Origin of the sequence: Nonomuraea harbinensis (assembly GCF_019396385.1) — a bacterium.
Classification (GTDB): Bacteria; Actinomycetota; Actinomycetes; order Streptosporangiales; family Streptosporangiaceae; genus Nonomuraea; species Nonomuraea ferruginea.
Genome location: NZ_JAHKRN010000004.1, coordinates 1 through 26,006, shown reverse-complemented (window position 1 = coordinate 26,006; position 26,006 = coordinate 1). Strand labels below are relative to the sequence as shown.

General features: G+C 73.2%; 24 protein-coding genes and 1 tRNA gene. 13 read left to right on the top strand and 12 right to left on the bottom strand.

Annotation, left to right across the window (positions count from 1 at the left end; genetic code table 11):
* The first annotated feature begins 53 nt into the window (after positions 1-53).
* Positions 54-1,169 carry an alanine dehydrogenase gene (gene ald / locus KME79_RS05165; RefSeq protein ID WP_219543507.1) on the top strand — a complete coding sequence of 372 codons (1,116 nt, stop codon included), beginning with the start codon at positions 54-56 and terminating at the stop codon, positions 1,167-1,169.
* Here ald and KME79_RS05160 read toward each other — a convergent pair.
* Both KME79_RS05160 and KME79_RS05155 read right to left on the bottom strand, forming a co-directional pair.
* Positions 1,166-2,593 (bottom strand): tetratricopeptide repeat protein, encoded by a 1,428-nt coding sequence (locus tag KME79_RS05160; protein WP_219543506.1) that lies wholly within the window; start codon positions 2,591-2,593, stop codon positions 1,166-1,168. The two genes, ald and KME79_RS05160, sit on opposite strands and share 4 nt — an antisense overlap.
* A gap of 53 nt (positions 2,594-2,646) precedes the next feature.
* Positions 2,647-3,513, bottom strand: a complete 867-nt coding sequence (locus KME79_RS05155) for a sulfite exporter TauE/SafE family protein (RefSeq protein WP_219543505.1) — start codon at positions 3,511-3,513, stop codon at positions 2,647-2,649.
* Positions 3,514-3,648: 135 nt separating this feature from the next.
* On the opposite strand from KME79_RS05155, the gene KME79_RS05150 reads away from it, so the two are divergent.
* Positions 3,649-4,272, top strand: a complete 624-nt coding sequence (locus KME79_RS05150; protein WP_219543504.1) for a methyltransferase domain-containing protein — start codon at positions 3,649-3,651, stop codon at positions 4,270-4,272.
* A 4-nt stretch (positions 4,273-4,276) separates the two neighbouring features.
* On the opposite strand, the gene KME79_RS05145 is transcribed toward KME79_RS05150, so the two are convergent.
* From KME79_RS05145 to KME79_RS05135, 3 genes are read right to left on the bottom strand one after another with little or no spacing between them, the layout of a single operon-like run.
* Entirely contained in the window at positions 4,277-4,648 is a 372-nt protein-coding gene (locus KME79_RS05145; RefSeq protein ID WP_219543503.1) for a VOC family protein, read from the bottom strand.
* A gap of 21 nt (positions 4,649-4,669) precedes the next feature.
* On the bottom strand, positions 4,670-5,317 hold the full coding sequence (locus KME79_RS05140; RefSeq protein ID WP_148034132.1) for a response regulator: 648 nt from the start codon (positions 5,315-5,317) through the stop codon (positions 4,670-4,672).
* The gene (locus KME79_RS05135; protein ID WP_219543502.1) at positions 5,314-6,426 is read right to left on the bottom strand and encodes a sensor histidine kinase; all 1,113 of its coding nucleotides are present in this window, start codon (positions 6,424-6,426) and stop codon (positions 5,314-5,316) included. The genes KME79_RS05140 and KME79_RS05135 overlap by 4 nt, the downstream gene beginning before the upstream one ends.
* A gap of 95 nt (positions 6,427-6,521) precedes the next feature.
* Between KME79_RS05135 and ggt the strand changes: the two genes are divergently transcribed.
* Positions 6,522-8,258 (top strand): gamma-glutamyltransferase, encoded by a 1,737-nt coding sequence (ggt, locus tag KME79_RS05130; protein WP_219543501.1) that lies wholly within the window; start codon positions 6,522-6,524, stop codon positions 8,256-8,258.
* Between the two features lie 73 nt (positions 8,259-8,331).
* Here ggt and KME79_RS05125 read toward each other — a convergent pair whose 3' ends face one another.
* Positions 8,332-8,508 (bottom strand): hypothetical protein, encoded by a 177-nt coding sequence (locus KME79_RS05125; RefSeq protein WP_187281371.1) that lies wholly within the window; start codon positions 8,506-8,508, stop codon positions 8,332-8,334.
* 104 nt (positions 8,509-8,612) lie between these two features.
* On the opposite strand from KME79_RS05125, the gene KME79_RS05120 reads away from it, so the two are divergent.
* Both KME79_RS05120 and KME79_RS05115 read left to right on the top strand, forming a co-directional pair.
* Entirely contained in the window at positions 8,613-9,395 is a 783-nt protein-coding gene (locus KME79_RS05120) for an SURF1 family protein (RefSeq protein ID WP_219543500.1), read from the top strand.
* Between the two features lie 2 nt (positions 9,396-9,397).
* Positions 9,398-9,700: a DUF3817 domain-containing protein gene (locus KME79_RS05115; protein ID WP_187281369.1), complete on the top strand. Its 303-nt coding sequence runs from the start codon at positions 9,398-9,400 to the stop codon at positions 9,698-9,700.
* A 19-nt stretch (positions 9,701-9,719) separates the two neighbouring features.
* On the opposite strand, the gene KME79_RS05110 is transcribed toward KME79_RS05115, so the two are convergent.
* The 3 genes from KME79_RS05110 to KME79_RS05100 form a co-directional block, all read right to left on the bottom strand.
* Complete coding sequence (locus KME79_RS05110) at positions 9,720-9,911, bottom strand: tail-anchor membrane protein (protein ID WP_148034129.1); 192 nt, start codon at positions 9,909-9,911, stop codon at positions 9,720-9,722.
* Positions 9,912-10,005: 94 nt separating this feature from the next.
* Positions 10,006-11,085: a protein kinase domain-containing protein gene (locus KME79_RS05105; RefSeq protein WP_219543499.1), complete on the bottom strand. Its 1,080-nt coding sequence runs from the start codon at positions 11,083-11,085 to the stop codon at positions 10,006-10,008.
* A gap of 46 nt (positions 11,086-11,131) precedes the next feature.
* Positions 11,132-11,974 carry an arylamine N-acetyltransferase family protein gene (locus KME79_RS05100; protein ID WP_308248793.1) on the bottom strand — a complete coding sequence of 281 codons (843 nt, stop codon included), beginning with the start codon at positions 11,972-11,974 and terminating at the stop codon, positions 11,132-11,134.
* Positions 11,975-12,046: 72 nt separating this feature from the next.
* On the opposite strand from KME79_RS05100, the gene KME79_RS05095 reads away from it, so the two are divergent.
* Genes KME79_RS05095 through KME79_RS05065 form a run of 6 tightly spaced genes read left to right on the top strand, consistent with a single transcriptional unit; the run spans position 12,047 to position 20,842 of the window.
* Positions 12,047-12,730, top strand: a complete 684-nt coding sequence (locus tag KME79_RS05095) for a response regulator transcription factor (protein WP_187281367.1) — start codon at positions 12,047-12,049, stop codon at positions 12,728-12,730.
* On the top strand, positions 12,727-16,593 hold the full coding sequence (locus KME79_RS05085) for a DUF4153 domain-containing protein (protein WP_246639333.1): 3,867 nt from the start codon (positions 12,727-12,729) through the stop codon (positions 16,591-16,593). The genes KME79_RS05095 and KME79_RS05085 overlap by 4 nt, the downstream gene beginning before the upstream one ends.
* Before the next feature lie 11 nt (positions 16,594-16,604).
* Entirely contained in the window at positions 16,605-18,140 is a 1,536-nt protein-coding gene (locus tag KME79_RS05080) for an N-acyl-D-amino-acid deacylase family protein (protein ID WP_246639332.1), read from the top strand.
* A gap of 36 nt (positions 18,141-18,176) precedes the next feature.
* A complete protein-coding gene (locus tag KME79_RS05075) occupies positions 18,177-19,256 on the top strand; it encodes an alanine racemase (RefSeq protein ID WP_219543682.1) in 1,080 nt (359 codons plus the stop codon).
* On the top strand, positions 19,253-19,633 hold the full coding sequence (locus tag KME79_RS05070) for a RidA family protein (RefSeq protein WP_148034124.1): 381 nt from the start codon (positions 19,253-19,255) through the stop codon (positions 19,631-19,633). The genes KME79_RS05075 and KME79_RS05070 overlap by 4 nt, the downstream gene beginning before the upstream one ends.
* 12 nt (positions 19,634-19,645) lie before the next feature.
* Positions 19,646-20,842 (top strand): hypothetical protein, encoded by a 1,197-nt coding sequence (locus tag KME79_RS05065; RefSeq protein ID WP_219543497.1) that lies wholly within the window; start codon positions 19,646-19,648, stop codon positions 20,840-20,842.
* A gap of 35 nt (positions 20,843-20,877) precedes the next feature.
* Here KME79_RS05065 and KME79_RS05060 read toward each other — a convergent pair whose 3' ends face one another.
* A complete protein-coding gene (locus tag KME79_RS05060; protein WP_219543496.1) occupies positions 20,878-21,420 on the bottom strand; it encodes a TetR/AcrR family transcriptional regulator in 543 nt (180 codons plus the stop codon).
* Positions 21,421-21,424: 4 nt separating this feature from the next.
* Positions 21,425-22,042, bottom strand: coding sequence for a LysE family translocator (locus KME79_RS05055; protein WP_219543495.1), 618 nt, complete (start codon positions 22,040-22,042; stop codon positions 21,425-21,427).
* 100 nt (positions 22,043-22,142) lie between these two features.
* On the opposite strand from KME79_RS05055, the gene KME79_RS46145 reads away from it, so the two are divergent.
* On the top strand, positions 22,143-24,878 hold the full coding sequence (locus KME79_RS46145) for a helix-turn-helix transcriptional regulator (RefSeq protein WP_219543494.1): 2,736 nt from the start codon (positions 22,143-22,145) through the stop codon (positions 24,876-24,878).
* Here the strand turns inward: KME79_RS46145 and KME79_RS05045 are convergent.
* A complete protein-coding gene (locus KME79_RS05045; RefSeq protein ID WP_148034913.1) occupies positions 24,868-25,245 on the bottom strand; it encodes a response regulator transcription factor in 378 nt (125 codons plus the stop codon). The genes KME79_RS46145 and KME79_RS05045 overlap by 11 nt on opposite strands.
* A gap of 115 nt (positions 25,246-25,360) precedes the next feature.
* On the opposite strand from KME79_RS05045, the gene KME79_RS05040 reads away from it, so the two are divergent.
* Positions 25,361-25,432: transfer RNA gene (locus tag KME79_RS05040), tRNA-Arg, on the top strand.
* Positions 25,433-26,006: the final 574 nt, after the last annotated feature.

Sequence of the window (26,006 nt, the reverse complement as noted above, 5' to 3'; positions counted from 1 at the left end):
CCGGTACGGGATCCCGTACCGGATATTTTTTTCTCCGAAAGGACAGACAGCCCATGAAGATCGGCGTACCTGCCGAGGTCAAGAACCACGAATACCGCGTCGCCGCCACCCCGGCCGGGGTGCACGAGCTGGTCGAGCGCGGCCACGACGTGACCGTCCAGCGCGGCGCGGGCGAGGGCTCGCACATCACCGACGAGGAGTATCTCGCCGCCGGAGCGAAGATCCGCGACAGCGCCGACCAGGTGTGGGCCGAGGCCGACCTGGTGCTCAAGGTCAAGGAGCCGATCGCCGAGGAGTACCACCGGCTGCGCGAGGGCCTGGTGATCTTCACCTACCTGCACCTGGCCGCCTCACGGCCGTGCACCGACGCGCTGCTGGCCGCCCGCACCACCGCCATCGCGTACGAGACCGTGCAGGTCAACGGGGCACTGCCGCTGCTCGCGCCCATGTCGGAGGTGGCGGGCAGGCTGGCGCCGCAGGTGGGCGCGTACAACCTGATGCGGTTCAACGGCGGCCGCGGCGTGCTGCCCGGCGGCGTGCCGGGCGTGGCCCCCGCGAAGATCGTCGTCATCGGCGGCGGCGTCTCCGGACTGAACGCCGCGCAGATCGCCGTCGGCATGGGCGCGGACGTCACCGTGCTCGACACCAACGTCGACCGGCTGCGCTTCATCGACGCCGTCTACCAGGGCAGGCTCAAGACGCTGGTGTCGACCGCGTACGCGATCGAGCGGGAGGTCCTGGCCGCCGACCTGGTCATCGGCGCGGTGCTCATCCCCGGCGCGAAGGCCCCGACGCTGGTCACCAACGAGCTGGTCGCCCGCATGAAGAGGGGCTCGGTGCTCGTCGACATCGCGATCGACCAGGGCGGCTGCTTCGCAGACTCGCGGCCGACCACGCACGCCGAGCCCACCTACCGGGTGCACGGCTCGGTCTTCTACTGCGTGGCCAACATGCCGGGCTCGGTGCCCAACACCTCGACCTACGCGCTCACCAACGCCACGCTCCCGTACGCGCTCAAGCTGGCCGACCTGGGCTGGAAGGACGCGCTCAAGGAGGACGCGGGCCTCGCGGGCGGCCTCAACACCCACGACGGCGCCCTCACCAACGAGCCCGTCGCCCAGGCCCTGCACCTGCCGCACACCAAAGTCGCCGACGTCCTGGCGGCCTAGAACCCGGGCATGCGGGCGTCGGCGCCGTCACGGGCGGCGCCGGACAGCCCGAGCCTGCCGCGCAGCTCGCGCGCCGTCGACAGCACGTGGGCGACCTCCACCGGGCTGGGCCACGGGGCGCTGCCCGGGCGCAGCAGCGTGCCGCGCACCGACGCGAGGTGCTCGACCGCGCTCGCGTGCAGCCCGCTCCGCGCCACCAGCCAGGCGATCACCTCGCCGTGGTCGAGCAGCGGCCTCGTCACCAGGTCCCAGGTGCCGAGGATCTCGTTCAGCTCCGCCACCTCAAGGGCCACGCCGCCACGGCGATCGGTCGCCAGCGCCGCCAGCTCGGCCCTGGCGGCCAGCTCCGGCTCGGCCGTCCGGTCCCAGACGGGCGGCGGCGGGTCGGTCAGCCACTCCTCGGCCTCGGCGCCCCGGCCCGCCGCCGACAGCAGCCCGGCCAGCTCCAGCGCCGCCCGGTGGTGGCCGGCCAGCGCCGCCTGCCGGAACCAGTGGCGGCCGCCCTTCAGGTCGCCGAACTCGGCGATCAGCAGCAGCCCGAAGTTGAACGCCGACTCCGGGTCTCCGGCCGCCGCGCCCCTGCCGAACCAGTGGCTGGCGCCCTTCGCGTCGCCCAGCTCCACGCAGACGAACCCGGCCATCCGCTGGCCCTCCAGCCGCCCCGCGTACGCCGCCTGCTCGTACCAGCCCCTGGCGGTGCGCAGGTCGCGGCGCGACAGCGCGATGGCGCCGAGCTGGACCGCCGCGCCGGGATGCTCGCTCTTGGCGGCCAGCCGGTAGTAGGCCTCGGCGCCCTCCGGGTCGCGCCCGGCCTGCAGGAGCAGGCCCAGGCAGTAGGCCGCGCCGGCATGACCGGCCTGGCAGGCGGTCTCCCACCAGCGCACGGTCTCGGCGTCCTCGCCCGCCGAGTAGGCCAGGAAACCCAGGTCGTGCGCGGACGCGGCGTCGCCGCCCGCCGCCGCCTGCCGGTGCCAGTCACGCGCCGCCACGAGCTCGCCGGTGTCTTCGCAGATCAGCGCCAGCCTGCGCGCCGCCGTCCGGCTGCCCGCCTGGGCCGCGCGCTCGAACCAGATCCTGGCCCTGCCGGGGTCGCCGCGCTGCTCCTGCAGCAGCGTCGCCAGGTTGACCGCCGCCTCGGCGTCACCCGCCGCCGCCGCGCGCTTGTACCAGCCGAGCGCCTCGTCGAGCGTGCCGTGCTTCTCGTGCCACAGGCCCAGGTTGTAGGCGCTGTCGACGTTCCCGGCCCCGGCCGCGGACTCCCACCAGTGGCGGGCCGCGCCGCGGTCGCCGCGCTGGGCGTAGAGCCTGCCGAGCCGGTGCGCGGCCTGGGCGTCGCCCCGCTGCGCGGCCATCAGCAGCTCCGCCTCGTCACCCACGCGCGGCGCCGGGACGGCCGGCCTCGTCGCATCACCTTGCCAGAGCATGCCAGAAGGGTGGCATGTGATCGCCCGATTGCGAACCGTAATCGCCGAGCGGCTCAGGAGAACTTGATTATCCCGGTGAACATGCCCATGCCGCAGGCGTAGCGGAGCGTGCCCGGCGGCTGCGGCGGCAGCCGCACGGTCGCGGGCAGCGCCAGGTCCCGCCCGGCGAACGCCACGGTCTCCGTGCAGCCCCGGTCGACCAGCTTGAACACCACCTCGACCGGCACCCCGGCGGGCGCCTCCACCGCCGCCGGACGGTAGCCGTCGCGCAGCGCCCAGATGGTCACGACAGGGCTCCGCGCGCCGGTCGTGGTCGCGGTCGCGGGCAGCCAGCCCCCGAGGTTGACGCCCGTGCCGACCGTCCACAGCCCCGCCGCGGCGGCCAGCACCGCCGCCGCCCTCGCCAGTCTCGTACGGGTGACGCGCCGCAGCAGCCAGCCCAGCAGCGCCAGCGCGGGCGCGGTGCCGAGCACGAACCCGGCCATCACCGCGGCCCCCGACAGCGCCGAGCCGCTGGTGATCGCGAGCAGCTCCATGCCGATCGTCACCCCGCACGGCACCAGGATCGTGGCGGCCCCGAGCAGCGGCGGGCCCAGCCCGCCGAACGCACGGCGCGGCGGCTGGCAACCGGGGCGGCGGTAGAGCCTGACCGCGAACGCGATCACCATGAGGCCCGCCGCCACCAGCAGCACCGCCCGCGCCTGCGGCGGCGGCTTCACCGCCGAGCCCGCGAGCCCGAGCAGCGCGCCCGCCGCCGTGTAGGACACCAGCCGGCCCGTCAGGAACCACCCCAGCACCACCCGGTCGCGCTCCCCGGTCAGCCCGACGAGCAGACCTCCCTGCACGGCCGTGCACGACGCGGTCCCCGCCACCAGACCGGCGACGAGACCACTGCCGAACAGGGCCGCCGCCTGCATCATCGTCCCCTCCGCCGAAGGTCTCCTCCGAACGTAACGGCCCTGGCCCGGACGCGGCCAGTGACAGTTCTTTCACCCTCCGTGCCGTTTACCTCCTTTGCTTCCGTTCGCCGTCCCGTACGCCCGAGGATGTGCGTCATGGACTGGCAGACCTGGCACGACGCGTACGACCTCCCTGGTTCGTGGCTGGCGCGGCGGCTGCGGGCCGTCCAGGAGCGGGTCGGGGCGGCGCTGGACGCCTGCGCCCCCGGCCCGGTGAAGGCGATCAGCCTGTGCGCCGGCCAGGGCCGTGACGTCCTCGGCGTGCTGGCCGGTCATCCCCGCCGTGCCGACGTACGGGCGCGCCTGGTGGAGCTGGACCCGGGCAACGCCGCGATCGCCCGGCGGGCGGCCGCGGCGGCGGGCCTGGACCAGGTCGAGGTGGTGACGGCCGACGCCGCCCGCACCGACTGCTACGAGGGCATGGCGCCCGCCGATCTGGTGCTCGCCTGCGGGCTGTTCGGCAACCTCACCGACGAGGACGTCCGGCGCACCGTCGGCTACTGCGCGCGGCTCTGCGCCACCGGCGGCACCGTCATCTGGACCCGGCACCGCACCCCGCCCGACCTGGTGCCGCTGATCTGCGAATGGTTCGGCGAGCGCGGCTTCGAGCTCTCGTGGCTGTCGGACCCGGAGGCGGGGTTCGGCGTGGGCGCGCACCGCTTCACAGGACGTCCCGAGCCTCTGACGCCGGGCGAGCGCATGTTCACCTTCGGGCCGTGAGGGTTCAGAAGACGCAGAATTCGTTGCCCTCGGGGTCGGCCAGCACCGTCCACTCCTCGCGCCGGTCGAGCACGGCGGCCCCGAGCCCGGCGAGCCGCTCGACCTCGGCCTCCCGGTCCTCGGCCTGAAGGTCGAGATGGAGGCGGTTCTTGCCCGCCTTGCGCTCCGGGACCCGCTGGAACCACAGCCGCGGAGGCCCGCCCTCCACCAGGACCGTGGGGTCGTCCTCGGGGTCGTCGATCCCCTGGGCGCGCAGCCTGGCCAGCTCGGCGTCGTCGTACGGAGCCACCGCGTAGCCGTCGAGCGCGGCGGCCCAGAACCGGGCGAGCGAGGCGGGGTGCGCGCAGTCGACCACCACGTCACGCAGCCCGGCCATCGGGTGGCCTCCTCCCGGGGTTCAGAGCCAGCCCGGTTTCACCAGGCCGGACTCGTATGCGATCACCACCAGCTGCGCCCGATCCCGGGCGTGCAGCTTCATCATCGCCCGGCTCACATGCGTCTTGGCCGTGGCCGGGGACATGAACAGCTTCGCCGCGATCTCGTCGTTGGTCATGCCGCCGCCGACCAGGGTGAGCACCTCGCGCTCGCGGTCGGTGAGCTGGTCCAGGTTCTCGGCGGCCAGCGGTTCCTTGGCGCGGGACGCGTACTCGGCGATCAGGCGGCGGGTCACGCTCGGCGACAGGAGCGCCTCGCCGGCCGCGACCACCCGCACCGCCTGGATGAGCTCGGCCGGCTCGGTGTCCTTGACCAGGAACCCGCTGGCCCCGCCGCGCAACGCCTCGAAGACGTACTCGTCCAGCTCGAACGTGGTCAGGATGATGATGTGCGGCCCCTCCGGCATCTGCCGGGTGGCGGTGAGCCCGTCCATGCCCGGCATGCGGATGTCCATGAGCACCACGTCGGGCCCGTGCTCGCGGGCCAGCCGGATGGCCTCCGCGCCGTCGGCGGCCTCGGCGACCACGCCCATGTCGGGCTGGGCGTCGAGCAGGGCCTTGAAGCCCGCCCGCACCAGCGCCTGGTCGTCGGCGAGCAACACCTTGATCATGCGTTCTCCTCGGGAAGGGGCAGGCGGGCCGAGACCTGGAAGCCGCGGCCTGATGGACCGGCCGCCAGCGTCCCGCCCAGCGCGACGGCCCGCTCGCGCATGCCGGGGATGCCGTTGCCGCTGCCCTCTCCGGCCAGCACGGGGGGTGTGGTGGAGCCGCCGTCGGTGACCTCGATGACCAGCTCGCGGGCCCCGTACGCGAGCAGGACCGTCACCGCCGCGCCGGGGGCGTGCCTGGCGGCGTTGGTGAGCGACTCCTGGACGATCCGGTAGGCGGCCCGCTCGACCTGCGGCGGCAGCGCGCGCGAGCCGGCGCGTTCCAGCTTCACGTCCAGGCCGGAGCGCTCGAGCAGCTCGTCGAGGCGGTCCAGCCCGGCGGTGGGGGAACGGGGCGCGCCGTCGCGCAGCACGTTCAGCACCGAGCGCATCTCGCCGAGCACCTCCTTGGAGGCGGTCTTGATCGTGGCCAGCGCGGTCCGGGCCTGCTGGGGGTTGTCGTCGATGAGGTGCAGCGCGGTCGAGGCCTGCACGTGGATGAGCGAGATGTTGTGCGCCAGCACGTCGTGCAGCTCCTGCGCCATGGTCAGCCGCTCCTCGCTGGCCTGCCGCCTGTTCTCCTCCTCGGCCGCCCGCTGCTGCTGGGCGCGCCGCTCCCTGACGATCCTGGTCAGCTCCGCCACCACCATGAGGAGCAGGACGAACGCGGTCACCGCCAGGTCGTGGAAGAGCCCCGTCGGCTCCCCTGACCGGATGTAGCCGTAGGTGATGAAGACCACGATGGTCACCCCGGCCATCACCCACGCCTTGACCCGCTGCCCCAGGGTGACGAGGGAGAACAGCAGGATGATCGGCGACAGGTAGACGGGCCCGTACGGGTATCCGGACCAGGTGTAGGCGTAGGTGGCCGCGAGCGCGACGACGGAGGTCCCGACCGGATAGCGCCGCCGGAGCAGCACGCCCACCGGTCCCACCAGCAGCAGCGCGACCGCCAGCCAGTCCAGCGGCTCGCGGAAGTCGCGCTGCCCCCAGTACGCGCCGTACGAGAGCACGAGCTGGGCGGCCGCCACCACCAGCGCGTTGTACGGGTCCAGCCCTGACTTCTTGCGCACGGTCACCACGCTAGGCCCGGGTGCCCAGCGGCGCATCCCCCGGGTGTCGCAGGGGGCCCTACCGCCCGGGACGTACCTAGGTCATCGTGGAGTCCATGCGCCACGTGATCGTTCCCGCAGCAGCAGTCCTCGTCACCCTGGCCCCCGCCGCCCCGGCGGTGGCCGGACCACACCACCAACCGCAGAAGGTCCCGGTCGCCGAGGGGTACGGAGGCGCGGTCGCGACCGTCGACCTCGACGCCTCCAAGGCGGCCGTCGACGTGCTCAAGAGAGGCGGCAACGCCGTCGACGCCGCCGTGGCCGCCGGCGCGGTGCTGGGCGTCACCGAGCCCTACTCCGCCGGTCTGGCCGGCGGCGGCTTCATCGTCTACTACGACGCCCAGCGCCGGAAGGTGCACACCATCGACGGCCGCGAGGCCGCGCCCCGGGCCATGACGGCCACCTCGCTGGAGGGCATCCCCTTCGAGGAGGCGGTCACCAGCGGCCTGTCGGCCGGCGTGCCTGGCGCGGTCGCGCAGTGGGACCTGGCCTTACGCCGGTTCGGCACGATGTCGCTGAAGCAGGCGCTCCAGCCGGCCGTCACGGTCGCGTCCAGGGGATTCGTGGTCGACCAGACGTTCCACGACCAGACCGCGCAGAACGCCGCCCGCTTCAAGGACTTCACCTCCACGGCGAAGCTCTACCTGCCGAACGGCGCGCCGCCGCCCGTCGGCTCCGTCTTCAGGAACCCCGAGCTGGCCGCCACCTACCGCGAGCTGGGCCGGCGCGGCACCGGCTGGCTGTACGGGGGAGAGCTCGGCAAGGAGGTCGTGGCCACGGTCAAGCGCCCGCCGGTCGCCCCCGGAGCCACCAGGAACGTCAGGCCCGGCCTGATGGAGCTGCGCGACCTGCGCGACTACCGCGCGCTGATGCGTGAGCCGACCAGGTCCGGCTACAGGGGCCTGACGGTGTACGGCATGGCGCCGCCGTCGTCGGGCGGCTCGACCGTGGGGGAGGCGCTCAACATCCTCGACGCGCTGCCCGAAACCGGGGTGCACGAGTATCTGGAGGCGTCCAGGCTGGCCTTCGCCGACCGCAACGCCTACGTCGGCGACGTGCCTGGCGTGCCGCTGAAGGAGCTGCTGTCCGACGGCTTCGCCAAGGAACGCGCCTGCCTGGTCGGCGACCGCGCCATCGCGCACCCGGCCGCTCCCGGCAGCCCCGACGGCTCGTACGAGACCTGCCCGGCGCCGCAGGGCACCGCCGCGGAGACCACGGCCGAGGGTCCGGAGACCACGCACCTGGTGGTGGCCGACCGGTGGGGCAACGTGGTCGCGTACAACCTGACGATCGAGTCCACCGGCGGCAACGGCATCGTGGTGCCGGGCCGCGGCTTCCTGCTCAACAACGAGCTGACCGACTTCACCTTCGGCCCGGCGCCGGGCGACCCGAACCTGCCCGCCCCCGGCAAGCGGCCGCGCTCGTCGATGGCGCCGACGCTGGTGTTCGACCACGGCAGGCCGGTGATGGCGCTCGGCTCGCCGGGCGGTTCCACGATCATCACGACCGTGCTGCAGATCCTGGTCAACCGGTACGAGTTCGGCATGTCGCTGCCCGAGGCGCTGGCGGCGCCCAGGGCGACGCAGCGCAACACCGCGCAGACGCAGGCCGAGCAGGGCTTCCTCGACCGCTACGAGCAGGAGCTGGAGGCCAGGGGCCACGACCTGGTGCTGAACCCGGAGATCGGCGCGGCCACCGCGCTGGAGTTCCTCCGCGGGGACCGCGTCCAGGCGGTCGCCGAGCCGTCCAGGCGCGGCGGCGGCAGCGCTCTCGTGGTGCGTCAGCGCCGCTGATCAGAGGGCCCGGGGCATGACGAAAACCCGCCACGGTCCGTGGCGGGTGGCCCCCCGTGACGTGAAGGGAGGTCTACCGCAGCAGGAGGAACGCCGCCACACCGATGACGGCGACGACGACGACCACCGCGATGATCGGCAGAACCGGCGACTTCTTGGCAGCGGAGGCGGCAGACTCCTGCTCGGACCGCTGCGCGAACGCGCGGAACTGCTGGGTGTTGCCCGCGGGATCGATATGCTGGTCAGACATGGCCAGCAGCCTAGCGTGATCGCCTGCCGCATTTGCGCGTTTTATCGCCTTCCCCGCGGCGGGCTGGTTAGCAGACCGGTCACGTGGGCGGATAGTTTTGACGCATGCTCAAGACCCTGCTCTCGCCGCGCCTGCTTGGGCTGCACCTGCTCACGATCGGGGTCGTGATCGCGTTCATCATGCTGGGCCGCTGGCAGCTCGGCGTGTTCGAGGACTCGGGGCGGCCGGTGATGACCACCGACCCCGCCCCGGTCCCCGTCACGGAGCTGGCCCCCCTCGGCGCGCAGATGCAGGGCACCGCCGTCGCCCGCAAGGTCACCGTCGAAGGCGTCTACGAAGCCGGCCGCCAGCTCCTGGTCGCCGACCGGCGGCCCGACGTCGACGCGCCCGGCGGCAAGGTCTCGCGCGACCACGGCTACTGGGTGCTGACCCCGATCAGGCTCGACGACGGCACGCTGATGCCGGTGGTGCGCGGCTGGGTGGCCGACGCCGCCGACCCCGCGGCCACGGCCGTGCCGGCGGGCCGGATGAGCGTGCCGGGCCGGCTGCGCCCGCAGCAGGGCAGCGACACGGTCCAGCGCAGGCAGGAAGGGCTGCCCCCCGGCCAGGTGCAGACGGTGGCGACCGGCGAGCTGGTCAACCTGTGGCAGGGCGAGCGGGTGCGCAACGGCTACGTCGTGGCGGAGCCGCCCTCGGGCGCGCTCACCCAGGTCGCCTCGCCGCCGCCGATGGCCGGCGGCGAAGTCACCTGGCGCAACCTCGCCTACGCCGCCAACTGGTGGATCTTCGCGGGGTTCGCCGTGTTCATGTGGTTCCACTTCGTACGCGACGCCGTACGAGCGGATCGGGACCGTGAAGAGTCCCCCGAAATGGTTCTGGAAGGTTAACGGTGGAATCGGCTCTCAAGCCCTTCCGGGTGCTCGCCTACATCGTCGGCGTCATGCTGCTCGTGCTCTGCGGCGGCATGGTGCTGCGCTACGGCTTCGACATCCCCGGCCCGTCGAAGGTGATCTCGCCCATCCACGGCGGCCTCTACATGCTCTACCTGGTCGCGGTGATGAACCTGGGCATGAAGGCCCGCTGGGCGTGGCCCTACATGCTGGGCGTCATGCTCGGCGGCACCGTGCCGTTCCTGTCGTTCTACGTCGAGCGCCGCGTCACCCAGCGGGTGGCGACGGCGGCGGAGGCCTGAGGGCCCCCGCCGGATCGCCTCAGCGGCCGATGCCGCGCCGGCGGGCCCTCTTGAGCCGCTCGCGCTGCGACGGGTCGAGCATGAAGTAGCCGACCACGGGGGCGGCGACCACGCCGAGGACGACGAGCAGGGTCAGCCAGCCCGGAAGGAAGATCCACGAGAACAGGACTGCCACGCCGGCGCCGATGGCGTACTTCTGGATTGGCGACATACTCAACATCCTCCGAACGCGGAGCGCACGCCCCGCCTCTCCCACATTCTGCGTCGTGCGGACAACGAGCGAGCCCACCGCCGGGGTTCCCCGATCACGATATATCGCAACGGGCCAGTACGTCGAGCAGCTGCCGCCGCAGCGCCTCCGGCGTGGGCCGCCCGGCCGGCGGCCCTGACAGCAATCCGACCAGATACGGCGCCAGCGGCCCCGCGCGCAGCAGCGACGCGCCGGGAGCGGGCGGCCGGCCCTCCACGGCCAGGAACAACGTGGCCCCGAGCGCCCACAGGTCGCCCGCCGGACCCGGCACCCCCTCCGGCGGCAGGTAGGCGGGCGGCGGCGCCGGCACCGGCGGCGGGATCAGCGCGGCCCGGCCCTCGGCGTCGATCAGCACGGTGCCCGGCTGCACCCCGCCGTGGTGCTCGCCGCGCCCGTGCCACGCGGAGAGCCGGTCGAGCACCGCCAGCCCCACGCCCGCCACCCGCGCGGGCGGCAGCGGCCCGTCGGCCGCGACCACCTGCTCCAGGGAGCGGTCCGACGCGAGCCGCCCCAGCGTCCACTCCAGCGCGTCCACCGGCGGCACGGCCGGCGTGAGCATCGCCCTGATCAGCGCCCGGAGCGGGTCCGAGGCCTCGGCCGGCGCCTGGCCGGGCGGCCTGCCCTCGACCGCGAAGTGCAGCGTGGCCGCCAGCGACCACAGATCGGCGCCCGGCCGCATCCCCATCGAGGGCAGCCCGAACCCGGTCAGCAACGCCCGCCCGGTCGGCGACAGCAGCACGTTGCCCGGCTGCACCCGCCCGTGCACGATCCCGGCCGCGTGCGCCGCCGTCAGCGCCGACAGCACGTACACGCCCACCCGGGCCGTCTGCCGCACCGGCAGCGGACCCCGCCCGCGCACCGTCTGCTCCAGCGACGAGCCCTCCGCGAACGCCGTCACCAGCCACGGCTCGCCGTCCTCCACCGGCACGTCGAGCAGCGGCGCGATCGCCGGATGCACGAACCCCACCGTCCGGCGCGCCTCCCGCACCGCCGTGTCCAGGCTCCCGGCGGGGGCGCGCAGCCGCCGCACCACCACGTCACGGTGCTCCACCTCGTCGAAGGCCAGCAACAGCTCGCCCCCGCCGAGGGGGTTCAGCAGCCGATAACGCCCCGCGAGCTTCCCGGTGTCTCCCATGGCCACGTGCACCAGCGATACGCCTCCCGACGAGCTGTGTACCCCGTCAGGCAAGCCACGCCTCATGCGCGGCGTGCAACCTGCCCCACAGCTTCTCCTTCTCCCTGCCGCTCACGTCCTCCAGCGGCAGGGAGAAGACGTCGGCCAGCGCGGCGAAGTAGTCGCGGGCGCTGTCCAGCGTCACCCTGTCGGCCCCCACGCCGAGCCGCGACAGCACCAGCCCGCGCAGGCTGTCGATTCCCCGCGCGTCCCGCCGCTGCACCACCGCGACCCGCACGAACCCCGACTCCGGCGACGTGGTCAGGTGCTCGTGCTTGGCCGCGAAGTCCGCCATCACGGCCGGTTCCATGCCGAAGTCCATGCGGATGAACGAGCCGCTCGGGTCGTGGTCCAGCCGCCACCCGCCGGGCGCCATGTCCGACGGGCGCAGCCCGTACTCGTGCGGGCCCTGACGGTAGACGCCGGAGACCAGCGGGAGCGGCTCGTGCAGCCCGTCGCCCAGCCCGACGTCCGCCAGCCACGCGCCACCCGGGTTGGTCTCGTCCGGCAGCCCTGACACGGTCAGCACCAGGTGGTTGCCGGTGATCCCCGGCTCCTCGCCCCGGCCCTGCGCCCCGCCCACGTGCCGCGTCACCGCGTAGCCGAGCTTCGCCAGCAGCTCGGAGAACGCCCCGTTCAGGTGGTAGCAGTAGCCGCCACGGCCGCCGAGTATCCGGCCCGCCGACTCCAGCGGATCCACCGTCGTGGGCCTGCCCAGCCAGATCTCCAGCACCTCGTACGCGACCCGTTCCACGTGCGCGGTGTGCAGGGCGCGCAGGGCGGCGGCGGAGGGCGCGGCGTGCTCCAGTTCGGGCAGGCCGAGACGGCGCAAGTATCCAGGGATGTCCACTGCCCAAGTCTGCACCGGATGTGCACGAATTGGGGAGTGCCGTCTGCACACCCCGCTTCTAGGCTCTCGATTGTGACGCAGCGGCGACGCATTCTCGTGGTGGAAGACGACCAGACGATCGCGCTGGCCGTGCGCGACCGGCTGGCCGCCGAGGGGTTCCAGGTCAGGACGGCCGCCGACGGGCAGACCGGGCTCGCCGAGTTCGACCGGGCCGAGCCCGACCTGGTGATCCTGGACCGGCTGCTGCCGGGGCTCGACGGGCTGGAGGTGTGCCGCAGGATGCAGGCCGCCCGGCCGGTGCCGGTCCTCATGCTGACCGCGCTCGGCGAGGAGACCGACGTGCTGGTCGGGCTGGGCGTGGGCGCCGACGACTACCTGGCCAAGCCGTTCAGCATGCGCGAGCTGGTGGCCAGGATCCACGCGCTGCTGCGCCGGGTGGAACGGGCCGGACAGCTCGCCGCCGAGGACACCGTGATCAAGGTGGGGGAGGTGCGCATCGACACCGCCGCCCGCCGGGTCTTCGTCCGCGGTGCCGAGGCCCAGCTCACCCGCACCGAGTTCGACCTGCTGCGCCGCCTCGCCGAGCGGCCGGGCCAGGTGTTCGAGCGGGAGCGGCTGCTGTCGGACGTGTGGGGGTTCTCCGAGGCGGCCGCCACCCGGACGGTCGACAGCCACGTGCGGGCGCTGCGCCGCAAGCTCGGCTCCGACGTGGTCCGCACCGTGCACGGCGTCGGCTACGCGCTGGTGCGGCCATGAGACCGCTCGACTTCCTGGGCCGGATCAAGGTCAAGCTCGGCATCGTCATCGTGCTGGCCGTCGCCACCGCGTTCGTGGTGAACGAGGTCGGCATCAACTCGGGGCTCTCGCGCGAGGTGCGCATCGGCGTGGCCGTGGCGCTCGCCCTCATCATGGTGCAACTGCTCGCCATGGGCATGACCAGGCCGCTGCGCGAGATGGCCAGGGCCGCCCAGACCATCGCCAAGGGCCGCTACTCGCTGCGCGTCCAGGCCACCTCGCGCGACGAGGTGGGCGAGCTGGCGCGGGCCTTCAACGCGATGGCCGCCGACCTCGGCGAGGTCGACCGGCAGCGCCGCGAGCTGGTCGCCAACGTCAGCCACGAGCTGCGCACGCCCATCACCGGCCTGCGCGCCGTCCTGGAGAACGTCGTGGACGGCGTGTCCGCGCCCGACCCCGTCACCATGCGCACCGCGCTCGCCCAGACGGAACGGCTCGGCCGGCTGGTCGCCCAGCTCCTCGACCTGTCCCGGCTCGACTCCGGCGCGCGGCTCATCGAACCGGAGGCGGTCGAGCTCCGGCCCCTGGTGGAGCAGGCCGTCCTGGAGGCGGCGCTGGCGCGCGAGGACGTCCGGCTCGCCACCTCGGTCCCCGCCGGGCTCGTGGTCCTCGCCGACCCCGACCTGCTGGCGCAGGTCCTGGCCAACCTGCTCGACAACGCCGTACGGCACAGCCCGCCGGACGGCACGGTCACCGTGACCGCCTCGCCTTCCGGGGCCGGGGTGTGTCTCTCCGTCGCCGACCGGGGGCCGGGCATCCCGGCGCCGGCCAGGGCGCGCGTCTTCGAACGCTTCTCCAGGCTCGACGCGGGGCGCACCGCCGACGGCGGGGGCGCCGGGCTGGGCCTGGCCATCGTCAAGGAGATCGTCGAACTGCACGGCGGTTCGATCCGCATCGACGACTGCGCGGGATGCCGCATGCTCGTCGACCTACCAGGGAGGACTGCGATGGCGCCCGAAGAGGCCCGCCCGCCACGTTCCCAAGATCCCGCGCCTTCCCCCATCACGGCATCCGCCCCCACCTCTCCGGCAGATGCAGCCGCCAACCCCGAACCGGCTGGCGCTGTGTCGGCTCGGGCCGTGCCTGCGAGTTCCGGCGGCATCGATGCCCTGCGCGTCGACTCCACGCTCACGACCGCTGGACGTGCCGAGGCTTCGGATGCCGACCCCGCGCCGCCCACGGGGGCCGGTTCGGAGCACGTCGGCTCGGGGCGGTCTGACGCGTCGCGTGCCGGGTCCGGTCTCGCGCACGCGTCCGGGTCGGTCGGCGCCATGGCGGCGCGTTCGGGGGGCGTTGATGCGCTCGCGGTGGAGGCCGGGCAGGAGGACTCGGCGAGTTCCGGGCGGCCCGGCCCTGCTGGGGCGGGTTCCGTGCTGGGTGACTCCGGACGGTCTGACGCGTCGCGTGCCGGGTCCGATCTCGCGCACGCGTCGTCCGGGCGGGTCGGCTCCGTGCCGGTGGGCGGCGATGCTTCACGGGCCGGTTCCGCGCTCGCGGGTGCTGGGGGCGACCCTCTGGGTGTGGGCTCTGCGGCCGCCGTGCGGGTGGGGGCCGGGCGGGGTGACGTGGTGGGTATCGGTGGGGATCCGGGGCTTTCTTCAGTGGGGCGGGGTGGCTCCGGGGTGGTGGGCGGCGTGCCTCCGGTGCCGGGGGATGACTCGCCGATCAAGGGGCTGGTCAAGATCGCGGCTGGGGGGATCGTCGGGCTGGCCGTGGGGTTCGTGGCCGGGTTGCTCGCCGCCGCTTTCGCGAGCGTGATCTTCGGGGACTCGGCCGCGGTGGTCACGCTCGTGTGCGTGACCGCGTTGTTCGGGGCCATCGGAGCGTCGCTGGGCGCCAACGCGGCCCGCCGCGCCGCCGAGCACGCTCACCTGGTCGCGACGTACGGGCCGGTCGCGCAGGCGTACGGATCGGCTGGTCCGGGCGGGGAGGCCGGGCTGGGCAGGCGTGCGCAAGCGGGTACGGGCGGGCAGACGTACGCGGCAGCCGGTGCGGGTGTGCAGGGGTACGGCCCGGTCAGTTCAAGCGGACAGGTGCCACCAGGCGGGCCGGGGTCCGCTGGACAGCACGACCCAGGGTCCGCAGGGCAGCACGGATCGGGGTCCGCAGGGCAGCACGGATCGGGGTCCGCAGGACAGTACGGATCGGGGTCCGCAGGACAGCATGGGGCGAGGTCCGTAGGACAGTACGGATCGGGGTCCGCAGGACAGTACGGATCGGGATCCGCAGGGCAGCATGGGGCGAGGTCCGTAGGGCAGCACGGATCCGGATCCGCGGGTCAGTACGGGCTGGGATCGGGCGGTACGTACGGGCCGCCGCCGGTTTATACGCCGCCGCCGCTTTTCCCGCGGCCGGAGCTGCCCGAGACGCCTCGCTGGCTGTTGCCCACGGCCGGAGGGGCGGGGGTGTTCGCGGCGATCGCGCTGCCCGATGCCCAGATCGGGCTGGGGATCGTGCTGGTGTGCGTGGTGCTCGGGGCCGCCGCGCTCCCGGCCGTCGTACGGCGGATGACGCCGTGGACGATCGCGTTCGGACTCACCTCGTACTGGCTGATCGCGATGGCGGCCGTCAGGGACGCCGGCTGGCTGGTGACGATCCTGCTCCTGGCGGGGGCGGGGCTGGCCGCGCTGGCCGTGTCGGGCGCGGGGCTCGGATGGCTGGGCGTCATCAGGGGAGGCGCCTCCATCCTGCTCGCGTTCGGCCCGCTGCCCTGGTTCCTGGCCGCGCCGCTGAAGGGCCTGGCGGCCAGGCGGCGGATCCTGCCGACGCTGATCGGGCTCGGCATCACGGCGGTGCTGCTGGTGGTGTTCGGGCTCCTGTTCTCCTCGGCCGACCCGGTGTTCGCCTCCTACGTGGAGCGGCTGACCACCACGCCCGACTGGGCGGAGTCGCTGCCGGCGCGGATCGTGCTGTTCGCCGTGTTCGCGGCGCTGCTGGCGGCGGTGGTGCTGGTGGCGCTCCGGCCGGTCGCCGACCCGGTGGGCCCGGACATCAAGATGCCGGTGAGCAGGTCCATCTGGCTGGTGCCGCTCACCGCGGTCAACCTGCTGTTCGCGGCGTTCGTCGCGGTGCAGATCACCGCACTGTTCGGCGGCGACGCGTGGGTGCTGAAGACGGCGGGCCTCACCTACGCCGAGTACGCCAGGCAGGGCTTCTTCCAGCTCGTCGTGGTCAGCCTGGCCGTGCTGGGCATCGTCGCGGTGGCCGCCGGCGTGATCAAGACCGAGCGGCGGGAGCGGTGGGTGCTCGCCGGGCAGCTCGGCGTGCTCTGCGGGCTGACCATGGTGGTGCTGTTCTCCGCGCTGCACCGGATGGACCTCTATACGGACGCGTACGGGCTGTCCCGGCTGCGGCTGTCGGTGGAGGCGACGGTCTACTGGCTGGGGGCGCTGTTCGCGCTGGTGCTGCTGGCCGGGGCGGGGCGGCTCGCCGGCCGCGGCTCGGGGTGGCTGCCGCGCACCATCGTCCTGGTGACCGGGCTGGCCCTGGGCGCCTTCGCGGTGGTGAACCCGGACCTGCGGGTGGCGGAGTCCCAGGTGGCGGTGCGCGGCGTGCAGAAGCTGGACTCGGACTACCTCGGCGACCTCGGGGCCGAGGCGGTCCCGGCGCTGGACCGGCTGCCGGAGCCGCTGCGCAGCTGCGTGCTGGCCGACGTCGTGGCGGCGAACGGGCTGGACCGGCCCGACTCATGGAACGGCTGGAACCTGGACAGGACCGCGGCCCGCGCCCTCCTCGCCGAACGCCCGATCATCGGCAAGGATCTCTCGGACCCGACGCTGACGCGTTCTGACGGGTCGTGTTTCGTACAGGCTCCTGGTGGTTGAATCTTGGGGTGATGTTCGACGTAGTCATCAGCGGCGGGCGGGTGCTCGACGGCACCGGGGCTCCCCCGTACCGGGCGGACGTGGGGATCACCGGTGACCGGGTCACGGCGGTCGGCCGGCTCGACGGCGCCGGGGCGGCCGCCGAGATCGACGCGGCCGGGCGGCTGGTGGCTCCTGGGTTCGTCGACTGCCACGTGCACGGCGACGCGGTGGTGTTCGACCGGTCGGTGCAGCTCGCGGCGCTCCGGCAGGGCGTGACCACGTTCGTGCTCGGCCAGGACGGGCTGTCGTTCGCGCCCGGCTCGGCCGAGACCGTGGCGTACGCGTCCCGCTACTTCGCGGCCGTGAACGGTCCGCTCGGCGAGGGCCCGCTGACCGTGGCCGAGCTGCTCGGCGGCTACGACCGCGCGGTCGCGCTGAACACCGCCTACCTGCTGCCGCACGGCACGATCCGCTACGACGTGATGGGCGCCTCGCCCGCCCACGCCTCCCGCGACGACCTGGCGCTCATGCTGGCGGCCGTCGAGCGCGGCCTGTCCGAGGGCGCCGTGGGGCTGTCGAGCGGCCTGGAGTACCTGCCGGGACGTTACGCGGGCGCCGACGAGCTGGCCGAGCTCTGCCGCCCGCTCGGCGGTCTCCCGTACGTCACCCACATGCGCGCCTACGGCGCCAGGGCCGAGACCGGCATCAGTGAGGTGGTGGAGATCGCCACCCGGTCCGGCGCGGCCGTGCACGTCTCCCACCTGCACGGCCCGGCCGACCTGCTGCTGCCGCTGCTCGACCGGGCGCAGGCCGGGAGCGTCGACCTCACCTTCGACACCTACCCCTACCTGCGCAGCAGCACGATCCTCGCCATGGTGGCGCTGCCGCCCCAGGTGCCCGCCGCCGACACCGAGAGGGCCCTGGAGATGCTCCGCTCCGGCGAGCTCGACTCCTGGTGGCCGGAGCTGGAGCGGACCTGGCCGCGGCTGACCGTCTCGCACGCGCCCGGCCTGGAATGGTCCGAGGGCATGACCATGGTCGCCGCGGCGGAGCGCGCGGGGGTGGAGCCGGCCGAGTTCTGCCGCCGCCTGCTCGTCGAGACCCGCCTGGAGGCCGGCTGCGTGTCGGCCCGCCCCGACGAGGGCCCGGCGGGGGAGGAGTCGGTGCGCCGCGTGCTGCGCCACCCGTCGCACACCGGCGGCTCCGACGGCATCTACGTGGGCGGCCACCCGCACCCGCGCGGCTTCGGGGCGTTCGCCCGCTTCCTCGGCCGTCATGTCCGCGAGCTCGGCGACTGGACGTGGGAGCAGGCCGTGGTCCACCTGTCGTCCCACCCGGCGCGGCGGTTCGGGCTGGCGGACCGGGGGCTGCTGCGTCCCGGGTTCGCCGCCGACGTGGTGGTGCTGGACCCGCGCACCGTCGCCGACAGAGCCACGTACGAGGCGCCGCGCACGTTCGCCGCCGGGATCGGCGACGTGCTGGTGTCGGGGGAGCGGGTGCTGGCGGACGGCGAGCTGACCGGGGCCACTCCCGGCAGGGCCCTCCGGCCAAGATCCGCAGGATAAGGTCAGAACCGGGCAGAGGGGGAGTGCGTGCCGGAGATGCTGGGGCGTTCGGTGTTCGGCGGGGAGCTGGGCTTCCCTCTGATGGTCGTGCACCGCGACGCGCTGCACCACAACATCGCCACCATGGCCGCCTTCGCCCGCGACCACGGCATGGAGCTCGCCCCGCACGCCAAGACCCACATGTCACCCGAGATCTCCGCCCGCCAGCTCGACGCCGGCGCGTGGGGGCTGACCGTGGCCACGCCCGCGCAGGCGCGGACGGTGCGCGGGTTCGGGGTCAGCCGGATCATGGTCGCCAACCAGGTCGTGGACCCCGCCGGGCTGCGCTGGGCGGCCGCCGAGCTCGACGCCGACCCCGATTTCACGCTGATGTCCTTCGTCGACTCCCCGGCGGGAGCCGACCTCCTGGCCGCCGCCGCCGGCTCGCGGCCGTTCCAGGTGCTGGCCGAGCTGGGCCACCCGGGCGGCAGGGCGGGGTGCCGTACGCTCGACGACCTGCTGGCGCTGGCCGCGCACGTCCAGCGGACCGACGGGGTCGAGCTGGTCGGGGTCGCCGGGTACGAGGGATCGCTCGGCACGGCGCAAGAAGTCCGGAAATATCTGGATCTGTTGCAGGAGGCCGTCGAACACCTCCGCATCCGCACCCCCATCCTCACCGTCGGCGGCAGCCAGTGGTTCGACGTGATCGGCCGCCACCTGGTCGCCACCCATGCCAAGGTCATCCTGCGCAGCGGCGCCTACGTCACCCACGACGACGGCTACTACCGCGAGCGCACCCCGTACAACCGGATCGACGGCGAGCTGCGCCCCGCACTGGAGGTGTGGGCGCACGTCCTGTCGACCCCCGAACCCGGCCTCGCGGTGGTGGGCATGGGCAAGCGCGACGCCCCGTACGACGAGGGGCTGCCCGTGCCCAGGCGAGGCGGCGTCACCGTCGTCAAGATGCAGGACCAGCACACGATCGTGCGCGCCGACGGGCTCAAGCCCGGCGACCTGCTCGCGTTCGGCATCTCCCACCCGTGCACCGCCTTCGACAAGTGGCGCGAGCTGCCCCTGGTCGACGGCGACTACCGGGTTGCCGGCACCATCACCACCCGTTTCCAGGAGCAGCCGTGAAGAAAGAGCTGAGAACGACCGAGGGCGCCGCCCCCATCGGCGCCTACTCGCAGGGGCTCGTCGTGGGCGACTTCGTCTACACCTCCGGCATGGGCCCGCTCGACCCGCAGACCGGCGAGCTCGCAGGCGACGACATCGTCACCCAGACCCACCAGGTGATGCGCAACCTCGGCGCCATCCTGGCCGCCCACGGCCTCGGCTTCGACGACGTCGTCAAGGCGACCGTCCACCTCCAGCACCTCAAGCGCGACTTCGCCGCCTACAACGAGGTCTACCAGTCCTACTTCACCCAGCCCTACCCCGTACGCACCACCGTCGGGTCGCAGCTGCTCGACATCCTGGTGGAGATCGACTTCGTCGCGCACAAGAGCGCCTGAGGGACGCCCGTCGTGGACAGTTCGGTGTTCGCCTTCGTCGAGGACCTGCGCGGCGAGGGCGTCGAGCGGGTGCTCGACAGGATCAGCGGGTACGGCGCGGCCGGCGTCACGGTCGGCGCCGTCCACCACGCCGCCCGCGACATCACCCCGCACGGGCTGTCCCGGCTGACCGTGCGCCGCGACGGGGCGCACTTCACCCCGCCCGGTGACCTGTTCTCCGGCCTGCGGCTGCGGCCGCCGGCCGGACACCAGGACGCCTTCGACGGGCTGCGCGAGGCGTGCGGCGAGCGCGGCCTGCGGCTGCACGGCTGGACCGTGTTCCTGCGCAACGCCACGCTCGGCGAGGCGCACCCCGACGTGACCGTGCGCGACTGCTTCGGCGACCGCGGCTCGCCCGCCGACCTGTGCCCCGCCCATCCTGACGCGCGCGCGTACGCCGTCGCCCTCGCCAGGGCGGTGGCCAGGCTCGGCGTCGACTCCGTGGTGGCCGAGTCGCTGCACTTCAGGCCGCTGCGGGCGGAGCGCTCGTTCGTGCCGCTCGGGCCGATGGACGCCTACATGTTCGGGCTCTGCTTCTGCGACTACTGCATGCGCCGCGCCGCCGATCTGGGCGTGGACGCCGAGGTGGCGCGCGAGGAGTGCGCGAGGATCCTCGGCGGCGTGCTCAACGGGGACCCGCCCGCGCAGGGCGAGGTGACCAGGGCCGCGCTCACCGCGTACGCCGGACCCGACGTCGTCGCCTACGCCCGCGCCCGCTCCGAGACCGTCACCACGCTCGTCTCCGAAGTGGCGTCGGCCGTCGGCGACGAGGGGTCGAGACTGGTGTTCGCCGACGCGACCGGCGGCGTCAAGGGCTACCGCGACGGGCTGCCCACCCCCGGGCTGGCCGCCCACGACGCCTGGCAGCTCGGCGTCGACCTGGTGGCGCTCGGCGACCTGGTGCCCGCCTTCGCCGTGCTCGCGTACGCGCGCGACGCCGCCAGGGTGGCCGACGACGTCGGCGCCTACCTGCGCTCGGTCGGCAAGGACCGCGAGGTGCGCGCGGTGCTGCGGCCCGGCTACCCCGACACCGACTCCGCCGACCGGCTGGTCGCCAAGGCCCGCGCGGCCAAGGCGGCGGGCGCGTCGGCGGTCGACTTCTACGCCTACGGCCTCATGCCGCACCCGGTGCTCGACCGCATCCCGGCCGCCCTCTCGGAGATCCGCTGACCTGACGTACGGCACGCTCCCGTCGTACGCGGCCTTCAGCCGACCCCGTCCAGCACCGCCGCGACCGCGTCCCGCGCGAACCCGTCAGGCAGGGGCACCCCTCGGAACACCGACCTGATCCACACCGCCCCGGCCAGCAGGTCGACCACGAGCATCGGGTCGACCGACTCCTTCAGCTCGCCCCGCCGTACCGCACGCTCGAAGATCTCGCGTTCCCTGGCGAACCGGTCGGCGAAGAACCGCCGTGCGTCCAGCTCCGGATGCTCCACCGCCGCGCCCAGCGCGGCCACCGCGACATCCGCGGCCGGCGGCTCCGACAGGAGCCGCACCACCCCCTCCACCAGCGCGACCAGGTCGCCGCGCAGGCTCCCCGTGTCGGGCGCCGTGAACCCCAGCAGGTCGGCCTCGACCAGCGCCGCGCCCAGCAGCGCCGCCTTCGACGGCCACCACCGGTAGATCGTCGTCTTGTTCACCCCGGACCGCTCCGCCACGCCCTCGACCGTCAGCCCCGCGTAGCCCTTCTCGGCCACCAGACGCAGCGTCGCGTCGAAGATCTCCTGCTGCTTCCTCGGCGCCATGCGATCATTTTCTCCCGGCGAACGCGGTGGCCACGCCCAGACCGAGATAGACGACACCGCTCACGTACCTCAAGGTCCTGGCCCTGCGGGCGAGCCGGCCGCCCAGAGCGCCCGCCGCGACCGCGTACACGACGTCCGAGATCAGCCCGAGCATCAGCAGCGTGAGGCCGAGCACCACCACCTGCAGCGCCGGCGACCCCGCCGACGGGTCCACGAACTGCGGCAGGAACGCCAGGAAGAACAGCGTCACCTTGGGGTTCAGCACGTTGACCAGCACGCCCTCCAGGAACACCTGCCGCAGCGGCTGCCGGGGCGGCTCCTGCGCCGTCTCGTCGTCCTTCGCGGTGAACGCCCTGATCGCCAGATAGACGAGGTAAGCGACGCCCGCCCACTTCACGATCGCGAACAGCGTCGCCGACTGCGCGATCACGTACGACAGCCCCAGCGCCGCCGCGGCGATGTGCACCAGCGTGCCCGCCTCCACCCCGAGCGCGCTCGCCAGCCCCGCCGACCGGCCCTGGGCCAGCCCCCTGGCGGTGATGTAGAGGTGGTTGGGCCCCGGGACCAGCACCAGGGTGAGCGAAGCGGTGGCGAACAGCAGGAACGTCGTGAGGGAGACCATGCGCTGACTGTACGAGCACGTTTGGTCCCCATATAAGGGCCAATCCGCCCCGCTTGAGGTGGGCCAATCGATTGTCGGCCCCGCATGGCATAGTGACGGCGTGAACGGTTCTCTCGTCGGGCGAGCGACCGAGCTTTCCCGGCTCGTCCGCGTGCTCGAAGCGGCCGCGGCCGGCACCGCCGGGGTCGCGCTCGTCGGCGGCGACGCCGGCATCGGCAAGACCCGCCTCACCACCGAGCTGGTGGCCGAGGCCCGCGAGCGCGGCTTCCGCGTGCTCGTCGGCCAGTGCGCCGAGCTCGGCGACACGCTGCCCTACCTTCCGCTGGCCGACGCCCTGCGCGGCGCCGAGCCCGCGGTGGCCGCGGCCGCCGCCGCCCACCCGCTGCTCGGCCAGCTCCTGCCCGGCACCGAGACCGCCCCGCAGGCCGGCCTCACCCAGCAGCGGCTGTTCGGCTCGCTGCTCGGCCTGCTCAACGAGGTCCAGCCGGTGCTGTTCGTGATCGAGGACCTCCACTGGGCCGACCGGTCCACCCGCGACCTGCTCGTGTTCCTCAGCCGCATGGTGCAGACCGAGCGGGTCTGCGTCGCCGGCACCTACCGCACCGACGACATCCACCGCCGCCACCCGCTCCGCTCGGTCCTGGCCGAGCTCAAGCGCCTGCCGACCGTCACCAGCGTCGAGCTGGGCCCGCTCGGCACCGGCGAGATGTCCGACTACGTGTCCACGCTCGGCTCCGTCGCCGCCCGCGACCTCGGCCTGATCATCACCCGCGCCGACGGCAACCCGTTCTACGCCGAGGAGCTGTTCGCCGCCCTGGCCGAGGGTGACGACCTGCCCGACGGCCTGGCCAGCCTGCTCATGTCCCGGGTCGAGGTGCTCTCCGAGCCCGGCCAGCGGGTGCTGCGCGCCGCCGCCGTCGCCGGTCGCCGCGTCGAGGACGAGCTGCTGCGCGAGGTCTCCGGGCTGCCGCTGCCGGAGTTCGAGGAGGCGGTGCGGGAGATCGTCTCGCGCGGGCTGCTCCGCGTCCACGGCCAGGGTTACGCCTTCCGCCACGCCCTGCTGCAGGAGGCGGTCTACAACGACCTGCTGCCCGGCGAGCGCACCCGGCTCCACGCCGCCTTCGCCCGCCTGCTCACCTCGCCCGCCGAGCTGGCCCACCACCACCTCGCCGGCCACGACCTGGCCGGCGCGCTGGCCGCCTCCGCCGAAGCCGGCCGCCAGGCCGAGCGCCTGGGCGCCCCCGCCGAGGCCCACAACCACTACGACCGCGCGCTCGGCCTGTGGGACCGCGTCGACCGCGCCGAGGAGCTGGCCGGCGAGACCCGCGAGACGATCGCCTTCCGCAGCGCCGTCGCCGCCGCCGACAGCGGCGACAACCACCGCGCCGTCACCGCCCTGCGCGCCCTGCCGCAGACCTCCGAGGTGAGCGAACGGCTCGCCTACTACCTCGCCGAGATCGACCACCTCGACGCCGCCGTGGTGGCCGCCGAACACGCGGTCGCGACCGCGTCCGACCAGGTCTCGCTGGCCAGAGCCCTGGCCACGCACGCCCGCGCCCTCATGTGGACCCCACGCCACGCCGAGGTCGAAGAGCTCGCCCACCGCGCCCTCGACACCGCCCGCCGCGCCGGCGCAAAGGACGCCGAGACGAGCGCCCAGCTCATCCTCGCCCTCTACACCGAGCTCCACCACGGCCTGACCAAGGCCCACGACCTCGTGCGGCTCGTCACCACCGAGCGCACCGGCGATCTGGCGATGGACCTGCGCGCCCGCTTCCACCACGCCCGCATCCACTACGACCAGGGCCTCATGGCCCAGGCGGCCGAGGTCGCCGACGCCGGCATCCGCCTCGCCTACGAGACCGGCCTCAACTGGAGCACCTACGGCACCGAGCTGCGCTTCCTCCGCTTCCTCATCCACTACGCCTCCGGCGACTGGGACCAGGCCGAGGCGGTCGCGTCCGGCTTCGCCGCCCGCGTCGGCACCATCCCGGAGGCCACGCTCTCGTCGTTCGCCCTGTTCATCGAGGTAGGCCGAGGCAGCCCCGCCGTGGAGAGCCGCCTGGAGTGGCTGAGCCCGTTCCGGCACGACCAGTTCATCGCCTACATGTTCCGCGGCCTCGCCGCCGAGCACGCCCTCTGGAAGGGCGACCCGGCCACCGCCCTCGACCACGTGCGCGCCGCCCTCGGCGCCCTGGTCGCCGGCGACGCCGCCAGCATCCGCATCGCCGCCGTCGGCCTCTGGGCCCTCGCCGAGCTCGGCACCACCGACGGCGCCGACGACCTCCTCGCCACCGCCCGCCACGCCGCCGAGTCCGGCATCGTCGGCGAACGCGTCCAGATGGGCCCCGAGGGCCAGGCGTGGGCGCTGCGCGCCGAGGCCGAATGGCACCGCGTCCACGGCCGCTCCGACCCCGAGCTGTGGCGCCAGGTCGCCGGCGCCTTCTCCTTCTTCCCCTACGAGGAGGCCCGCGCCCGCTGGCGCCTCGCCGAAGCACTCCTCGCCTCAGGCGACCGCACTGCCGCCGAGGCCGAATGGTCCCGAGCCGACGCGACCGCCACCCGCCTGCGCGCCGAACCGTTGCGCCGCGCCCTCGCCGACCTCGCCCGCCGCGCCCGCTTCGGCGGCGGAGGCACGGACGGCCTGCTCACCGCCCGCGAGCAGGAGGTGCTCGGTCTCGTCGCCGAAGGGCTGACCAACAAGGAGATCGCCGGCCGCCTTTTCATCGCGCAGAAGACGGTCAGCGTCCACGTCTCCAACATCCTCGCCAAACTCGACGTCTCCACCCGCACCCAGGCCGCGGCCATCGCCCGCCGCGACGGCCTCATCCCGTGACGAGGTCCCGCACCACCTGGATCAGCTCGGCCGGATCGAACGGCTTCGTCAGATAGGCGTCGACCCCGATCTCCCTGCCCCGGCGCTTGTCGTCGTCCTGCGCCCTGGCCGTGATCAGCACCACCTTGATGTGCCGCGTCGCCTCGTCGTTCCGCAGCCGTGCCGCCGTCGTCCACCCGTCGAGCATCGGCATCATCACGTCGAGCGTGATCAGATCCGGCCGCACCTCCAGCACCCGATCCAGGCAATCCTGCCCATCGGTGGCCGTCTCCACCTCGAACCCCTCAAGGTTGAGATTGACGGCGATGAGCTGACGAATGACCTCGTCATCGTCTACGACCAGAACTTTGCCAAGAACGTCACCCACGGCGGTCAAGCTAGCGGTAGCGGGGCGGTCACGTGGGGTTTTCTGTGGATGTGTTGGCGGACGGTTATCTGGTGCGGAGTGGGTGCGGGATACTGGTAGCCTTGGTTCTCGTTGAGCCCCCTTAGCTCAGGGGATAGAGCACCGGCCTCCGGAGCCGGGTGCGTAGGTTCGAATCCTACAGGGGGCACTCGATCTTGATCAGCGGTTTGGGTCGCTGATCAGGGCAAACATTGTAGAACGGGCGGGCTTCCAGTCTCACGGAGTCCCGCCCGTTCTCGTTGTAGCTCGCTGACTGTGGACCAACCGTGGACCATGATCGATCTTCCGCCTGAGCCTCGAACGGCGAGGCGGCTCCATGTCACTGGTGCTTCCTCAGCTGCAGCTGAGATTGACGCCGGGCCAGCAGGTCCTCATCCCGCCCTGGGCGCTGATCACTCGCCAGTCACGTGATCGGCTTGAGATCGCCTGTGGTGAGCTGGTTAGAACCGCGATGCCCCGGCACGGACCCAAGTTCGTCCTTGAAAGCTGCTCGACCGAGATCCTTAAGCGCAAAGACCAGTCGGAACCTGTCAAACCCAGTGAGACATCAGGCTACTTGCGCACTTTGTGGTGAGGTGTCAATCTCGGCGGCCACGGGTGGCTGGTTGATCCACACCTTGGTCGGTAGTGCCGGCGGGTAGGGTCGCCGGCCGCGGAACCGTTCCGGGTGCGCCTGGAAGGCCGCGTGGAGAGTGGCGATCCGGCGGGCCTGGATGTGCACG

Excerpts from the sequence above, each read along its gene's own strand:
- ald (WP_219543507.1), top strand. The coding sequence starts at position 54 with ATGAAGATCGGCGTACCTGCCGAGGTCAAGAACCACGAATACCGCGTC.
- KME79_RS05160 (WP_219543506.1), bottom strand. The coding sequence starts at position 2,593 with ATGCTCTGGCAAGGTGATGCGACGAGGCCGGCCGTCCCGGCGCCGCGC.
- KME79_RS05155 (WP_219543505.1), bottom strand. The coding sequence starts at position 3,513 with ATGATGCAGGCGGCGGCCCTGTTCGGCAGTGGTCTCGTCGCCGGTCTG.
- KME79_RS05150 (WP_219543504.1), top strand. The coding sequence starts at position 3,649 with ATGGACTGGCAGACCTGGCACGACGCGTACGACCTCCCTGGTTCGTGG.
- KME79_RS05145 (WP_219543503.1), bottom strand. The coding sequence starts at position 4,648 with ATGGCCGGGCTGCGTGACGTGGTGGTCGACTGCGCGCACCCCGCCTCG.
- KME79_RS05140 (WP_148034132.1), bottom strand. The coding sequence starts at position 5,317 with ATGATCAAGGTGTTGCTCGCCGACGACCAGGCGCTGGTGCGGGCGGGC.
- ggt (WP_219543501.1), top strand. The coding sequence starts at position 6,522 with ATGCGCCACGTGATCGTTCCCGCAGCAGCAGTCCTCGTCACCCTGGCC.
- KME79_RS05125 (WP_187281371.1), bottom strand. The coding sequence starts at position 8,508 with ATGTCTGACCAGCATATCGATCCCGCGGGCAACACCCAGCAGTTCCGC.
- KME79_RS05120 (WP_219543500.1), top strand. The coding sequence starts at position 8,613 with ATGCTCAAGACCCTGCTCTCGCCGCGCCTGCTTGGGCTGCACCTGCTC.
- KME79_RS05110 (WP_148034129.1), bottom strand. The coding sequence starts at position 9,911 with ATGTCGCCAATCCAGAAGTACGCCATCGGCGCCGGCGTGGCAGTCCTG.
- KME79_RS05105 (WP_219543499.1), bottom strand. The coding sequence starts at position 11,085 with ATGGGAGACACCGGGAAGCTCGCGGGGCGTTATCGGCTGCTGAACCCC.
- KME79_RS05085 (WP_246639333.1), top strand. The coding sequence starts at position 12,727 with ATGAGACCGCTCGACTTCCTGGGCCGGATCAAGGTCAAGCTCGGCATC.
- KME79_RS05080 (WP_246639332.1), top strand. The coding sequence starts at position 16,605 with ATGTTCGACGTAGTCATCAGCGGCGGGCGGGTGCTCGACGGCACCGGG.
- KME79_RS05075 (WP_219543682.1), top strand. The coding sequence starts at position 18,177 with ATGCTGGGGCGTTCGGTGTTCGGCGGGGAGCTGGGCTTCCCTCTGATG.
- KME79_RS05060 (WP_219543496.1), bottom strand. The coding sequence starts at position 21,420 with ATGGCGCCGAGGAAGCAGCAGGAGATCTTCGACGCGACGCTGCGTCTG.
- KME79_RS05055 (WP_219543495.1), bottom strand. The coding sequence starts at position 22,042 with ATGGTCTCCCTCACGACGTTCCTGCTGTTCGCCACCGCTTCGCTCACC.